This window comes from Amycolatopsis sp. NBC_00348 (assembly GCF_036114655.1).
In the GTDB taxonomy this organism is placed as follows: domain Bacteria; phylum Actinomycetota; class Actinomycetes; order Mycobacteriales; family Pseudonocardiaceae; genus Amycolatopsis.
In genome coordinates this window covers 1,689,122-1,702,220 of the sequence record NZ_CP107994.1, presented here as the reverse complement: position 1 = coordinate 1,702,220, position 13,099 = coordinate 1,689,122, and the positions used below count along the sequence as shown (strand labels likewise).

Here is a 13,099-nt window from a genome sequence, read left to right as displayed (position 1 = left end):
GCTCAGCCTTTCTGGGGGTGTCCGAGTGCGAAGAGCGGGTCGGCCGTCCCGCCCGGCAGGTCTTCGGGGTGAACCTCGACCGCGGCCATCGAGCGGGGCAGCTCGAACGGCAACCGGCCTTCGGCCCGCGCCCGGCCGAACACGACGTCCAGCACGGCCTCGTCGGAGGCACCGAAGTCGGCGAGCAGCGCGGCCGCGGCCGCCGCGACCTCCGGCAGGACGGCCGGGCGCTCGAGGAAGACGTCCACGACGGTCGGCACCGTCGCGGCGAGCGCGGTCAGCTGCTCACGCCGGTCGTCGGGCAGGTCGAGACGTCCCTGGTGGAAGAACGCCTCGGGCAGCCGCCGTGCGGGTTCGTACGGGGCGTCGATGCGGACCAGCGCCACCTCGGCGGCGGCCGGTGTGTCCACAAGGGACGCATAGCGCGCCGCGACCGCCGGGTCGACGCCTTCGACGTAAAGCCGGACGTCCTCGGTGAGCGGCAGGATTCCCTCGTCGAGCAGGACCATCGACCGCCGCTGGGCCGCCGCACCGGCCGCGGTGAAGTCCGCGCGGCCGACGGTTTCGACCGCGATTTCTTCGGACACATAAGGGTTCTCGAACAGTCCCAAGTGGACCATCAGCGTCAGCACCCGGGCCGCGGACTTGTCGAGCCGCGCTTCGCTCACCCGGCCCGTCGCGACCAGGCCGGTGATCACTTCGGGGCACCACTCGCCGCCGAACTGGTCGACACCGGCGTCGAGCAGCAGCAGGGCGCGCTCGGTCCGGTCGAGGTGCTCGACGCCCCAGGCGCGGGCCGGCCACACGGTCCCGTCGGCCAGGACGCTGTCGGTCAGCAGGCCGAAGTCCGTGCACACCAGGCCGTCGAAGCCCTCGTCGCGGCGCAGCTGGCCGGCCACCACCTCGGGGTCGAACGCGAACCCGACTTCACGCAGCCCCGGCACGCCGACCGGACGGCCGTAGTACGGCATCACCGCGGCGGCGCCGGCCCGCAGCGCCGGGCGGAACCGGTCGCGGTGCAGGTCGTACCGCCCGGCCGGGTAGACCTGGTCCGGCCCGGACGCGAAGTGCGCGTCGAGCCCGCCCGCCTGCGGTCCCGCGCCGGGCCAGTGCTTGACCATCGCGGCCACCGAGCCCGGGCCGAGCGCCGGGCCCTGCAGGCCTTCGACGTAGGCCGCGGCCAGGCGCGCGACCACGTCCGGGTCGGCGCCGAAGGTGCCGGAGGTCCGGGCCCAGCGCGGCTCGCTGGCCAGGTCGGCCATCGGGTGCAGGGCCAGCCGGATCCCGACCGCGGCGTACTCGGCCCGCACGATCCCGGCGAACTCGCGCACCAGGTCCTCGTCGTCCAGCGCGCCGAACCCGAGCGGCTCCGGCCAGCGCGAACAGCCACCGGAGGGCACCGACGTCAGCGGGTTCTCGTTCGCCGAATGCCGCGGGTCGGACGACAGCAGCACCGGGATCCCGAGCCTGCTGTGCGCCGCGAGGTCCTGGACGCGGTTGTGCCAGCGGGCGAGCGGCCCGGCGGCGACCGGGGCCATCAGGCTCAGGCAGCGCACGTGCCCGTCACGAAGCACCGACGTCGTGGGCGCGGTCGGCAACAGCCCGGCGGGCGCGTCGATCAGGCCCCCGTCCGGCGCCACGGACACCGGCGCGTGGCACAGCAGCCCGGCTTTCTCCGCGACCGTCATCCGGGACAGGAGGTCCCGCACGCGCTCCTCCGCCGGCCGGCGCGGGTCTTCGTACGGGGCCATCACCCCGTCGCCGTCGAGATCGCGGAAGGCGACACCGTTGCCGTCGTGGAGAAGGAGCATGGCGCCGAGGATGACCGCGCACGGTCCGGCCCACCTACGGCGCTGCCATTCAATGGCAGCCTTCAGAGGCGCAGCCGGGCCGCACCCAGTTCGCGGGAAATGCCTCGCGCCGTCGTCTGCACCGCGAGGCCCAGGCGCCGCGGCTGCGCGACGCGTTTCGGGACCAGCACGCCCACCACGCCCACCACGGCGTCTTCCCGGTCGAACACCGGCGCCGCCACCGAGACGATCGACTCGTGCTCGTCCTCCCGCCGGAAGATGGCCAGGCGCTCGCGGCGGACGTCGGCCAGGGTGCGGCGTAGGACGTCCGGGAGGATCAGGCGGTTGTCGGGCTCGCTGTAGACCGGCTTCGACAGCAGCTCCTCTTGGACCTCCTTCGGTGCGAACGCCAGCAGCGCTAGGCCAACACCGGTGGAGTGCAAGGGAAGCCGGCCGCCGATGCGGTAGTCCACCGGGGTCGCCTGGTGGGCCGACAGGCGTTCGACGAGCATCGCCTGCATTCCGTCGCGCACCGCCAGCTGGACGTGCTGGTGCGTCACCTCGGCGAGGTCGTTCATGAACGGCAGCGCCACCTGCCGCAGGCCATGGCCGCGCGGGGCGAGCGTCGCGACCTCCAGCAACCGCAGCCCGACGCAGAACCTCCCGGCGTCGTCCCGCTCCAGCGCGCCCCAGTCCACCAAGCGGTTCGCGAGCCGCAACGCCGAGCTCGGCGGGATCTCGGCCCGCCGGCTCAGCTCGGCGAGCGTGAGGGTGCGGTGCTCGGCGTCGAACGACGCGAGCAGGGAAAGCGCGCGGTCGACGACCGGTTCGCCGTGGGCCGGACGGCGGCCCCGCACCCGCGCGGACTCGGTCATGTCGACCTCGGCGTTCCATTGATTGGCATCCCCCTCACGGTACACCGCACCGGGCGCTCATCCTTCCCCGCAGGTCAGCCGACCGAGACGCGAAAGGTGCCCAACGATGAGTACTTCTTTCCGCCAAGAGTCCACCGCCGGCACGACGTTTCCCGGGCCACGGCGCGGGTTCCTCTTCTTCTTCGCCTTCGCCGCGGTCGGCGCGGGGATGGCGGTCCTGGTCCCGGCCGTGCTGACGCTGTCGGTCAAGGCGACGCTGCTCGACCCCGCGGGCGCCACGACGATGGTCTCCATCGTGACCAGCATCAGCGCGCTGTGCTCGCTCATCGCGTTCCCGGTCTTCGGCCGGCTCAGCGACCGGACGACGGGCCGGTTCGGCCGGCGCCGGCCGTTCCTCCTGCTCGGCGCCATTCTGTTCACGTTCGGCGCGATCGGCCTGCAGCTGGGCTCGACGACCTTCGCGCTGACGCTGGCGGCGAGCTGCACGACGGTCGGCGCGAGCGCGGCCACCGTCGCGTTCACCTCGGTCATCCCGGACCAGCTGCCCCCGGATCGCCGCGGCCCGGCGTCGGCCGTGGTCGGGCTGAGCCTCCCGGTCGGCGCGGTCATCGGCCTGTTCATCGCGCAGCTGGTCGCGCCGAACCTGCCCGCGATGATCCTGCTGCCGGCCGGGCTCGCGGTCCTCGGGACGCTGCTGCTCACCTTCACGATGCGCGACCGGCGGCTCTCCCCGGAGGAGCGGCCCGCGTTCGCGTGGCGCGACCTGCCCCGCACGTTCTGGGTGAACCCCGTGCGCCACCCCAACTTCGGCTTCACCTGGCTGAGCCGGCTGCTGATCTTCTTCGGCGTCGCCGCGATCCAGGCGTACCAGGCCTTCTACCTGATGAACGTCTTCCACATCCCGCCGGCCGGCATCGCGAACGCGGTCTTCCTGTCCACGCTCGTGCTCACCGGCGCGGCGCTGCTGTTCGCCCCCTTGGCCGGCAAGATCTCCGACCGCGTCGGGCGCCGCAAGCCGTTCGTCGTCACCGCGGCCGTGATCTTCGGGATCGGGCTGCTGCTCGCGACGTTCACCAGCACCTATCCCCTGTTCCTGGTCGCGATGGGCGTGATCGGCCTGGGCCAGGGCGTCTACTTCGCCGTCGACATCGCCCTCATCACGCAGGTGCTCCCCAACCCCGACGACACGGCCAAGGACCTCGGGCTGATGAACCTGGCCGGCAACCTGCCGACGTCGGTCGTGCCGGCGCTGGCGCCCGCTATCCTCGCCATCGGCGCGACAGCCGCCGTGCCGCAGAACTTCCCCGCCCTGTTCATCGCGGGCGCGATCGCCGGCCTCCTGGGTGCGGTGCTGATCCTGCCGATCCGGAAGGTGCGCTGAGTGCCGCTGTTCGAACCACCCGCTCTCGAGTACGTCAGCAGCGCGGTCGTCGAACTCGGCGAGGTCCTCGACGTCGGCGAGACCCTGGAAGGGCACCGCCGGGTCGTCCCGATCACGGGCGGGAGCTTCACCGGTCCCGGGCTCACCGGCCGCATCCAGGCGGTCGGCGCGGACTGGCAGCGGCTCCTGCCCGACGGCACCACGCTGGTCGAGGCGCGCTACCTCGTCGAGACCACCGACGGGCTCGTTTCGATCACTTCGACCGGGGTGCGGAGCGGGCCGCCCGAGGTGCTGGCCGCGCTCGCCCGCGGCGAGCACGTCGAGCGGTCCCGGTACGAATTCCGGCTCACCGTAACGCTTTCCGGCGCGGTCGAACGACGGCTGTCCGCCGGGATCCTGGTGGCGTCGGCGGAACGCACGCCCGGCACCGTCCGCTACGACCTCTACCGGCTGACGTGAGCACCGCCCCCACCCGGCTGCGGCTCGACCACCTCACGCCGGGCCGGCCGTCAGGACCGCGACCGCGGCTGTCGTGGTGGCTGCCCGCCGGCGCGGCCGTCCAGCACGCGTACGAGGTCCGGCTGACCGGCCCGGACTGGACGTCGGGCCGGTGCGAAGGCGACCGGTCGGTGCTCGTCGAGCTGCCGGAGCGTGAGGCGACGGCGTGGCAGGTCCGCGTCTGGACCGACCTCGGGGAGAGCGACTGGTCGGAGCCCGCGCCGTGGACCGCCGTCACGCTGCCCACGACGTCGGCGACGTGGGTCGAGCCGCACGAGCCGGTCGTCGCGCCACCCGGCCAGCGCCCGGCCTACCAGCTGCGTCACGAGTTCACGCTCGCCGGGCCGGTCGGCACCGCGACGGCCTGGGCGACCGCGCACGGGATCTACGAGCTGTTCGTCAACGGCACCCGCGTCGGCGACCTCGAACTGACACCGGGCTTCACCGCCTACCGCAAGCGGCTCCAGGTGGAGCCGTTCGACGTCGGCGCCCTGTTGCGGCCGGGGGTGAACTCCGTCGAACTCCTGGTGTCCGACGGCTGGTTCCGCGGCCGCCACGGCTTCGAGCGCGCGGCCGACGGCTTCGGTGACCGCGTCGCCGCGTGGCTGACCTTGGCGATCGACGGCACCACCGCGGTCACCACCGGCCCGGGCTGGTGGTCACGGCCGAGCCGGATCACCGCGGACCTGATGGACGGCCAGACGACCGACTTCCGTCTCCCCGCACCGGGTTCGGTGAGCTTGGACGCGCCCGGCTGGGACCCGGCGCGGGTGCGCGAGGGTGGCCTCGAACAGCTGGTGCTCACGGAAGCGCCGCCGGTCCGCCGGATCGAGGAGATCCCGCCGGTATCGGTCACCCGGTTCCCCGGCGGTGTGGTCGTGGACTTCGGGCAGAACCTCAACGGCCGGGTCCGGCTCGCCGACCTCGGCCCGGCGGGCACCCGGCTGCGGCTGACCCACGGCGAGCACCTGGGCCCGGACGGCCGCGTCACCACCGACCACCTGCGGGCGTTCGACTTCGCGAGCGGGGAACTCCTGCCCGCCGGGCAGGTCGACACGGTCGTGTCCGCGGGCCACGACGTCTTCGAGCCGCGGCACACCACCCACGGCTTCCGGTACGTCCAGGTCGACGGGCTCCCCGGCGGGCTCGCCGCGTCCGACGTGACCGCCGTGGTCGTCCACACGGACCTGCCCGTGGCCGGGACGTTCACCTGCGGCGACGCGCGGCTCGAAGCCCTGCACCGAGCGGCCGTGTGGAGCTTGCGCGGCAACGCCTGCGACGTCCCGACCGACTGCCCGCAGCGGGAACGCTCCGGCTTCACCGGCGACTGGCAGGTCTACGTCGCCACCGCCGCGCTCATCCACGACGTCGCCGGGTTCTCCCGGAAATGGCTGCGGGACCTGGCCGCCGACCAGTGGCCCGACGGCCGCGTCCCGACGATCACGCCCGACCCCGCGGGCGACGGCCCGTCCGGCAACGCCTTCCCGGACGCGATGGCCGGGTCCGCGGGCTGGGGCGACGCGGCCGTGCTCGTGCCGTGGGAGCTCTGGCGGGCGTACGGCGACCGCGAAGTCCTTGCCGGGCAATACGAATCGATGGTCCGCTGGGTCGAGTACGCGGCCACGGCCGCCCGCGAACGCCGTCACCCGGACCGTGTGCGCTCGGCCCCGCACGACGAGTTCCTGTGGGACACCGGCGGGCACTTCGGCGAATGGCTCGAGCCCGGCGTCCCGCCCCACCCCGACCCGACGGCCGACCACGGCATCGTCGCCACGGCCTACTTCGCGCGTTCCGCCCGGGTGCTCGCTCGCATCGCCGCGCTGCTCGAGCACGCGGCGGACGCCGTCCGGTTCGGGCGGCTCGCGGACGGCGCCCGGGACGCGTGGCAGCGCGAGTACCTCGGCACGCTCGGCGAGTCCACGCAAGGCAACCACGTCCGGGCGCTCGCGTTCGGCTTGGTGCCTTCGCGGCTGCGCGACGCCGTGGCCGGCCGGCTCGCCTCGCTGGTCGCCGAGGCCGGTGACCAAGTCGGCACAGGGTTCCTCACCACGGGCCTGCTGCTGCCCACCCTCGCCGACCACGGCTACCTCGACGTCGCGTACCGGGTGCTCCGGTCGACGGAAATCCCGTCGTGGCTGGAGATGCTCGACCGCGGCGCGACGACGTTCTGGGAGCGCTGGGACGCCGTCGACGGCGGTGAAGTGCGGGGTTCGCTGAACCACTACAGCAAGGGCGCGGCGATGTCGTTCCTCTACACCCACATCGCGGGCATCCGGCTCCCGGCGGACCCCGGCCCGGACGAGGCCGGGTACCGCCGGTTCGTCATCCAGCCGAGCCCGGGCGGCGGCCTGCGCCGGGCCGAGGCGGAGCACCTCAGCCCGTACGGCCCGATCCGCAGCTCGTGGCGCCTGGACGGCGACGAACTGCGGCTCACGGTCGACGTCCCACCCGGCACCCGCGCCGAGATCCGGCTCCCCGGCGGCACCACGACCGAAGGCCCGGGACGGCACACGTTCACCGCCCGGGTGTGTCCACAGTAGACGCCCGCCACGCCCACGCGGCGAGCACCGAAGAGAGCACGACCACGCCGACACCGAGCGGCACGTGCACCGCCCGGTTGCCCATCCCGCCGAGCATCGCCTGCACGAAGACCAGCACGACCAGGACCCCGCTCGCCCACACCGGCCACGCGGGACCCCGCCCCCGCCGCCACACCACCGCGGCGACGACCAGCTCGGCCACCGCGAACACGGCCACCGGGATCGCCCCGGCCCCGTGCAACGTCCGCGCCGACGCCACCCCTTCGAGCAGCTGCCCCGCGGTGGCCGCCTGCACCAGGAGGAGAAGCACCTCCGCCGTCGCGACGACCCGCATCGCCCGCGCCCAGCCCGCCGCCGTCCGCTGTTCGCCGAGCTGTGTTCCGGTCATGAGCGCCACCTCTGATCCACTGCGGATGTGTTGACCCGCACAGTGTCCCGGGGTGAGCGCACGGCCGTCGCCGGTCGAGAGGCGGCTTCGCGGCTACGTCCGCCGCCGTACGCGTAAAGCCGCCCTACGCACGCTGCGGTACGGATAGGCCGGCCCGGAACCGGGGAGGGCGGGTGCTTCGTGGTCCTCGCGCTGCTGGCACTGCTCGCCTTTTCCCAGATCCGCTCGCGACGGCTGACCGAGCAGATCCGGCGATCGCACCAGGCCGACCCGACGGCCCTGACATGCGCGCCATCCTCGAAAACGGTGGCCGCATCCGCGTGCTCGTCCTCGACCCGACCGACGACGTGCTCATCGAAACGGCCGACCGGCGCATCTCGCAAACCCTCGCGAACGGCAGGCTGCGGCAGCGGACCATGACCACGCTGGACGACCTGACGACCTTGCGGAGCAGGACGACCGGCCGGCTGGAGGTGCGCGTCTCCTCCCGGATCTCGTCCGCGGGCTTCAATTGCCTCGACGTGCCCGGCCCACGCGGGTTGATCAGCGTCCAGCAGCTCGCCCGCACCCGCCGGCCGGTCTTCAGCGACAGTTTCGGCCCCGAACTGGACTTGGCGATCGAGAACGCCGCCGACCTGTTCGTCACGGGCATGGCCGCAACGCCTTCGTCAACAACCATTACGCCAAGCTGGAAAGGCTGTTGAAGGCCGGGACCGTGATCAGGTTCGTGCTCATCGATCCCGAGTCGACCGCGATCGACGCGGCCGCGTCGCGCTACTACACGGAACGCTCGCCCGCCAGCGCCCGGGAACGAGTTCGCCACACGCTGAGGCTGCTGGCGGAGCTGAAGTCCGCGACCGAGGGCGACTTGACGGTCCGGCTCGTGGCGCACCCGATCGCGGTCGGCGTCATCGCCATCGACAGCCGCCCGGACCACGCCGGGCCGTTGTCCGCGGTCTTCGCGGAGTACTTCCCGGCGAGCCGAAGTTCGTCCTCCAGCCCGGCACTGCCCTCGGGTACCGGACGTTCGTCGACGAAGCCGAAGCGTTGTGGAACAACGCCACACCCCATGACCTGACCGGAAGCGCGCTCCCGGACCGCGACGTACAATCGCAGTGAGGGCGAAGCGCCAGGCCGAGATTCCGGCACCGGCGTGAGGGAGGGGTCAGGATGTTCGGTCGGAAGAAGAAGCGCAACGATCTGAACGATCTGATGGCGCAGCTCAGGCCCGACCTGAGCCGGGAAGCGCTCGGCGTCGGGCCCGGCTTCCCGGGCGTCGCCCCGAACCCGCTCCTGAGCGGTGATGCGGGCAAGCGCAATGCGGAACTGCGTACGGGGGCGCTTGCGCTCGGCGTTCTCATCGACTGGCGGGAGGTCAACAGCAATCCACGCGTGGTCCTGATGTTCGACGTGGAGACCGCCGGCGGCCTCTCGTTCCGCGGTATCGCGGACGAAGACCTCACGATCACCGAGCTCACCCGGCTCGCCCCGGGACAGACGTTGCCTGTGCGCTACCGGCCGGCCGTCATGGACCACTACGTCGCCCTGGCCCGGGACGCGGACCCCGCCCACGTGCGGCAGCTCTCCGACGAGATCGCGAGCCGCAAGCGGACCTGACCCGGAGCCGGGCCGGAAGTCCTCGGATGCCCAGTGGTCGTTGATCGAGGGGATCAGCCGCGCCGGGACCGGCGGACGCAAGCGATCGTCACCGCCACGATGAGCGCGAACACCGGGCCCGTCGCGATGTGGACCGCGCCCAGGACCAGGGGCTGGTTGCCCCGGTAGTAGATCACCTGCAGCGCGCCGTTGACGACGTTGACCGCCGCGCAGGTGAGCGTCGAGACCGTGTAGATGCGGCGTAGCCGGGGCACCGAGCACCAGTCCGCGGGGCCGCCGGCGACGCGGTTGAGGATGAGGCCGGTCAGCGGGCGTCCGATGAGGACGGTCGTCACGCAGACGGCGATGACCGCGAACGGGATCAGTGCGGGGATGAGGAAGAACCCGCGTGCCTCGCCGGTGACGGCGGCCACCGCCGCGCACGCCGCGACCAGCAGCAGGCCCAGTACGGCCTGGCGCAGCGGCTGACGTCGGTAGAGGCGCCAGGCGAACGCGGCGATCGCGGTGACCGCGGCGGTCACGAGGCCGGCGGTGAGGTCGCCGACGGCGTTGGCGGCCACGAAAGCCACCGTCGGCGCGGCGGTCACCACGATTCCTTCCCAGCGGTTCTTGCGCGGCGGGGCGGCGGGTTCGGACGGGACGCGGACTTCCTGGTTCGTGTTCACACCAGAGAACGTCTCACATGAAACCTTCTTGCACAAGGTCGTATCGACTGATACGTTCTCGGTCATGACGATGCAGCTGGACACGGCGTGGGCGACGGACGGACCGGGTGACGAGTCGCCGTTCGCCCTCGGCCTGCTGCTGCGGCGCGCCCACGACCGCGTCGCCGCGGAGCTGCTCGGTGTCCTGCGGCCGCTGGGGCTGGAGTTCCGGCACTTCATCGTGCTCGTCGCGCTCCACCACCGCGGGCCGATGAGCCAGCGGGCGCTCGTCGGCGCCGTCGGCAGCGACAAGGCCACGATGGTCCGTGTCGTCGACGACCTCGAACGCGCCGGGCTCGTCACCCGCGATCCGCGCCCCGGCGACCGCCGCGTGCACACGATCACCCCGACCCCCGCCGGGACGGCCGTGTTCGGCACCGCCCACCGCCACGCCGAGCCCGTCGCCGCGCACCTGCAGGGCGGCCTCGGCGACGTCCGGCTCCTGCTGGACCTGCTCACCCGGCTCGCCTTTCCCGGCGAAGCCTGACCCACCGACCCTGACCCACCGACCCTGACCCACCGATCCTGATCCACCGACGAGGGAGAACCTTCATGCGAGTCGTCATCGCCGGCGCCGGGCTCGGCGGCCTGTGCCTGGCCCACGGACTGCGCCGCGGCGGCATGGACGTCGTCGTGCTCGAACGCCACCCGACCCCGGACGCCCGGCCCGCCAGTTACGGCATCCACCTCAACGCCGACGGCCTGCGCGCCCTGCACGCGTGCCTGCCCGCGGAGAACTGGGCTCGATTGGTCACGACGTCGACCCCGGCGCCGGACGTCGTCCGCTTCCACGACCAGGACCTGCGGGTGCTCGCCGAACGCGACCACACCGGCACCCCGGCCAACGCCGATCCCGTCACGCGCCGGCGCGCGGTGAACCGCGATGCCCTGCGGGACGCCCTGCTCCTCGGCTGCAACGGCCTCATCCGCTGGGGCACCGCGTTCGACCGCTTCGAGTACACCGGCGACGGCGTCCGCGTGCACACCGCCGACGGCCAAGCGATCGACGCGGACCTGCTCGTCGGGGCCGACGGCGCGAACTCCCGCGTCCGCGAGCAGCGGCTGCCCGACCTGCGGCGCCAAGACCTCGGCATCGTCAACATCGCCGGCCGCGTCCGGCTCACGCCCGGCCTCGCGAGCGCCCTGCCGGCGACGCTCGTCGACGGCGCCGTCAACAACGTCGTGCCCGCGCGGCCCGGCTGGTTGTTCCTGTCCACTTGGGACGCCGGCGCCGACGCGCGGTACGTGGTGTGGGCGTGGGCCGCGGACCGCTCGACCTACCCGGGCGACCTCGGCACCGCCGAGCCCGCCCGCCTGCGCGAGCTGGTCCGGGACCGGACCACGACCTGGGCGCCCCCGCTCCGGCGGATGATCGCCGAGACCGATCCCGCGACCATCGCGGCGATCCCGCTCAAGACGATGCCGGAACTGCCGCACTGGGCGCCCACGGCCGTCACCCTGCTGGGCGACGCGATCCACAACATGACCCCGATGGCCGGGATCGGCGCCAACACGGCGTTGCGCGACGCCGACACGCTGCGCCGGCACCTGGCCGGCGACGGCGACGTCCGGGGTTACGAAGCCGACATGCGCGCCTACGCCAACGCGGCACTCGCGCTGTCCACCCGCAACGCCCGCGGCGCGGCGACGACGTCCCGGCTACCGCGGCACGCTTTCCGGACCGTGCTACGCCTCGCCGAAGCGCTGCCGCCGGTCAAGCAGCGTATGTTCCCGGTGCGCTGAGCCGTGCTCGTGGTGATCTCGACCTTTGCGGTCGCGCCCGAACGGCAGCGAGAGCTCCTGGACCTGTTGCGCGCCAACGCCGACGAGGTGCTGCGCCACCAGCCCGGCTTCGTGACGGCGGACCTGCTGGCCGCACCCGACGGCACCACGGTCGTCAACCACGCCCGCTGGACCGACGCGGCCGCGATCCGCGCGATGATGGACGACCCTGTCGTGCGGGCGCGGATGGCGCCCGCGTGGGCGATCGCCCGGCCGGTGGTGCGGCAGTTCACGGTGGCGTCGAGCCACGTAGCAGCGGAGTGAGCGGTGCCGGGGCGGGTTCCCCCGGCACCGCCCGCTCAGCGCGGCAGCACCGCGACCGCGTCCACCTCGAACAGCAGTCCTGGCATGGCAAAGGCCTTCACCGCGTGCAGGGTGCTCGCCGGGCGGTGGGCCAGGTACTTCGCCGCGATCGGGAGGTACTTGCGGACGTCGGCCGTCTCGGCGACCAGGACGGTCACCTTCACCACGTCGGCCAGCCCGGCGCCGCACGCGCCGAGCACCACCTCCAGGTTCTCGAACGCCTGCTTCGCCTGGCCCTCGAAGCCGTCCAGCAGCAAGCCGTCCGGGCTCACGCCGACCTGGCCCGAGGTGTGCACCAGGCCGCCGGCGACGACCGCGTGCGAAAACGCGTTGCCCGGCGGCGGGTGCACGCCGTCGGGGTGGGTGACGAACTTCGGTGCGCTCATGGTCACCTTTCCTGTCCGAGGAAGACGGCTCGGCCCAGCCACGCACGCGCCGTGCCACCGGCCGCCGGGTCGTAGGCCGGGTGGATCCGCCGCCCGTACTTCGCGGCGACGTCGGCGAGTTCGCCCACGTCCGGCTCCCAGCCGTGCCGGGTCAGCCACCGCGCCGGATCGACCGGCCCCGACCGCCACAACCGGGCCAGGTCGGGGCCGATCGCCGCGCGCAGGGCGGCACTGGTCTCGACGTGGTCGAACGCGAGGGTGCTGCCCGCCGCGCTGAGCCCGGTGATCGTCGCCAGCAGCCCGTCCGCGGCGGCTTCGTCCAGCGCGTAGAGCAGCCCTTCGGTCAGCCACGCCGTGGGCCGGTCGGGCCGGAAACCGGCCTCCCGCAACGGCACCGCCCAGTCGTCACGCAGGTCGGCGACAACAGGACGCCGGACGCACCGGGCCGCCAGGGACGCCGCGGCGGCGTCCTTGAACCGCAGCACGGGAGCTTGGTCGATCTCGAAGACCTCGGTGCCGGCGGGCCAGTCGAGGCGCCACGGGCGACCGTCCATTCCGGACGCGACGAGCACGACCTGCCGCCCCCCGGCGGCCAGCAGCGCGTCGTCCAGGAACCGCGTCCGCACGGCGACCTGCGGTCCCATCAGTGCGGCGAAGTCGGGCTTCTCCTCGGTGATCCCGGCGGCCTCCAGGAACAGCCGCGCGCACGGGTCGGCGGCCAGCCGGTCCGGGCGGCGGTCCTCGGCCGCGCGCAGCAGCGCCACCTCGAACGCGGTCCGCCCGATCGCGTCGATCCCGTCCAGGTCCATACGCCTCCTCTCGACGCAGTCATTTG

General features: G+C 73.1%; 15 protein-coding genes. 9 read left to right on the top strand and 6 right to left on the bottom strand.

What is annotated here, in order from left to right; translation table 11 throughout:
* Nucleotides 1–2 precede the first annotated feature (2 nt).
* Nucleotides 3–1,811 (bottom strand): glycoside hydrolase family 3 protein, encoded by a 1,809-nt coding sequence (locus tag OHS58_RS07535; protein WP_328647664.1) that lies wholly within the window; start codon nt 1,809–1,811, stop codon nt 3–5.
* 62 nt (nt 1,812–1,873) lie between these two features.
* A complete protein-coding gene (locus OHS58_RS07530; RefSeq protein WP_328647663.1) occupies nt 1,874–2,665 on the bottom strand; it encodes an IclR family transcriptional regulator in 792 nt (263 codons plus the stop codon).
* 106 nt (nt 2,666–2,771) lie between these two features.
* On the opposite strand from OHS58_RS07530, the gene OHS58_RS07525 reads away from it, so the two are divergent.
* The 3 genes from OHS58_RS07525 to OHS58_RS07515 are packed head-to-tail and all read left to right on the top strand — an operon-like array spanning nt 2,772 to nt 7,084.
* Nucleotides 2,772–4,046: an MFS transporter gene (locus tag OHS58_RS07525; protein WP_328647662.1), complete on the top strand. Its 1,275-nt coding sequence runs from the start codon at nt 2,772–2,774 to the stop codon at nt 4,044–4,046.
* A complete protein-coding gene (locus OHS58_RS07520; protein ID WP_328647661.1) occupies nt 4,047–4,505 on the top strand; it encodes a DUF3237 family protein in 459 nt (152 codons plus the stop codon).
* Entirely contained in the window at nt 4,502–7,084 is a 2,583-nt protein-coding gene (locus OHS58_RS07515) for a family 78 glycoside hydrolase catalytic domain (RefSeq protein WP_328647660.1), read from the top strand. Before OHS58_RS07520 ends, OHS58_RS07515 begins: the two co-directional genes overlap by 4 nt.
* On the opposite strand, the gene OHS58_RS07510 is transcribed toward OHS58_RS07515, so the two are convergent.
* Nucleotides 7,059–7,472: a hypothetical protein gene (locus tag OHS58_RS07510; RefSeq protein WP_328647659.1), complete on the bottom strand. Its 414-nt coding sequence runs from the start codon at nt 7,470–7,472 to the stop codon at nt 7,059–7,061. The genes OHS58_RS07515 and OHS58_RS07510 overlap by 26 nt on opposite strands.
* A 284-nt stretch (nt 7,473–7,756) precedes the next feature.
* Here OHS58_RS07510 and OHS58_RS07505 point away from each other — a divergent pair, with 284 nt between their 5' ends.
* From OHS58_RS07505 to OHS58_RS07495, 3 genes are all read left to right on the top strand, one after another.
* A complete protein-coding gene (locus OHS58_RS07505; protein ID WP_328647658.1) occupies nt 7,757–8,176 on the top strand; it encodes a hypothetical protein in 420 nt (139 codons plus the stop codon).
* 11 nt (nt 8,177–8,187) lie between these two features.
* Nucleotides 8,188–8,550 (top strand): hypothetical protein, encoded by a 363-nt coding sequence (locus OHS58_RS07500; RefSeq protein ID WP_328647657.1) that lies wholly within the window; start codon nt 8,188–8,190, stop codon nt 8,548–8,550.
* Nucleotides 8,551–8,642: 92 nt separating this feature from the next.
* On the top strand, nt 8,643–9,089 hold the full coding sequence (locus tag OHS58_RS07495) for a hypothetical protein (RefSeq protein WP_328647656.1): 447 nt from the start codon (nt 8,643–8,645) through the stop codon (nt 9,087–9,089).
* 53 nt (nt 9,090–9,142) lie between these two features.
* Here OHS58_RS07495 and OHS58_RS07490 read toward each other — a convergent pair whose 3' ends face one another.
* Nucleotides 9,143–9,754, bottom strand: a complete 612-nt coding sequence (locus tag OHS58_RS07490) for a DUF3159 domain-containing protein (protein ID WP_328647655.1) — start codon at nt 9,752–9,754, stop codon at nt 9,143–9,145.
* Nucleotides 9,755–9,818: 64 nt separating this feature from the next.
* Here OHS58_RS07490 and OHS58_RS07485 point away from each other — a divergent pair, with 64 nt between their 5' ends.
* From OHS58_RS07485 to OHS58_RS07475, 3 genes are all read left to right on the top strand, one after another.
* Nucleotides 9,819–10,280 carry a MarR family winged helix-turn-helix transcriptional regulator gene (locus tag OHS58_RS07485; protein WP_326952540.1) on the top strand — a complete coding sequence of 154 codons (462 nt, stop codon included), beginning with the start codon at nt 9,819–9,821 and terminating at the stop codon, nt 10,278–10,280.
* 65 nt (nt 10,281–10,345) lie between these two features.
* Nucleotides 10,346–11,536 carry an FAD-dependent oxidoreductase gene (locus OHS58_RS07480; protein WP_328647654.1) on the top strand — a complete coding sequence of 397 codons (1,191 nt, stop codon included), beginning with the start codon at nt 10,346–10,348 and terminating at the stop codon, nt 11,534–11,536.
* Nucleotides 11,537–11,539: 3 nt separating this feature from the next.
* Nucleotides 11,540–11,839 (top strand): antibiotic biosynthesis monooxygenase family protein, encoded by a 300-nt coding sequence (locus OHS58_RS07475; protein ID WP_328647653.1) that lies wholly within the window; start codon nt 11,540–11,542, stop codon nt 11,837–11,839.
* Nucleotides 11,840–11,874: 35 nt separating this feature from the next.
* Here OHS58_RS07475 and OHS58_RS07470 read toward each other — a convergent pair whose 3' ends face one another.
* Nucleotides 11,875–12,264, bottom strand: a complete 390-nt coding sequence (locus tag OHS58_RS07470) for a RidA family protein (RefSeq protein WP_326950574.1) — start codon at nt 12,262–12,264, stop codon at nt 11,875–11,877.
* Nucleotides 12,265–12,266: 2 nt separating this feature from the next.
* Nucleotides 12,267–13,073, bottom strand: a complete 807-nt coding sequence (locus OHS58_RS07465; protein ID WP_328647652.1) for an SAM-dependent methyltransferase — start codon at nt 13,071–13,073, stop codon at nt 12,267–12,269.
* Nucleotides 13,074–13,099 lie beyond the last annotated feature (26 nt).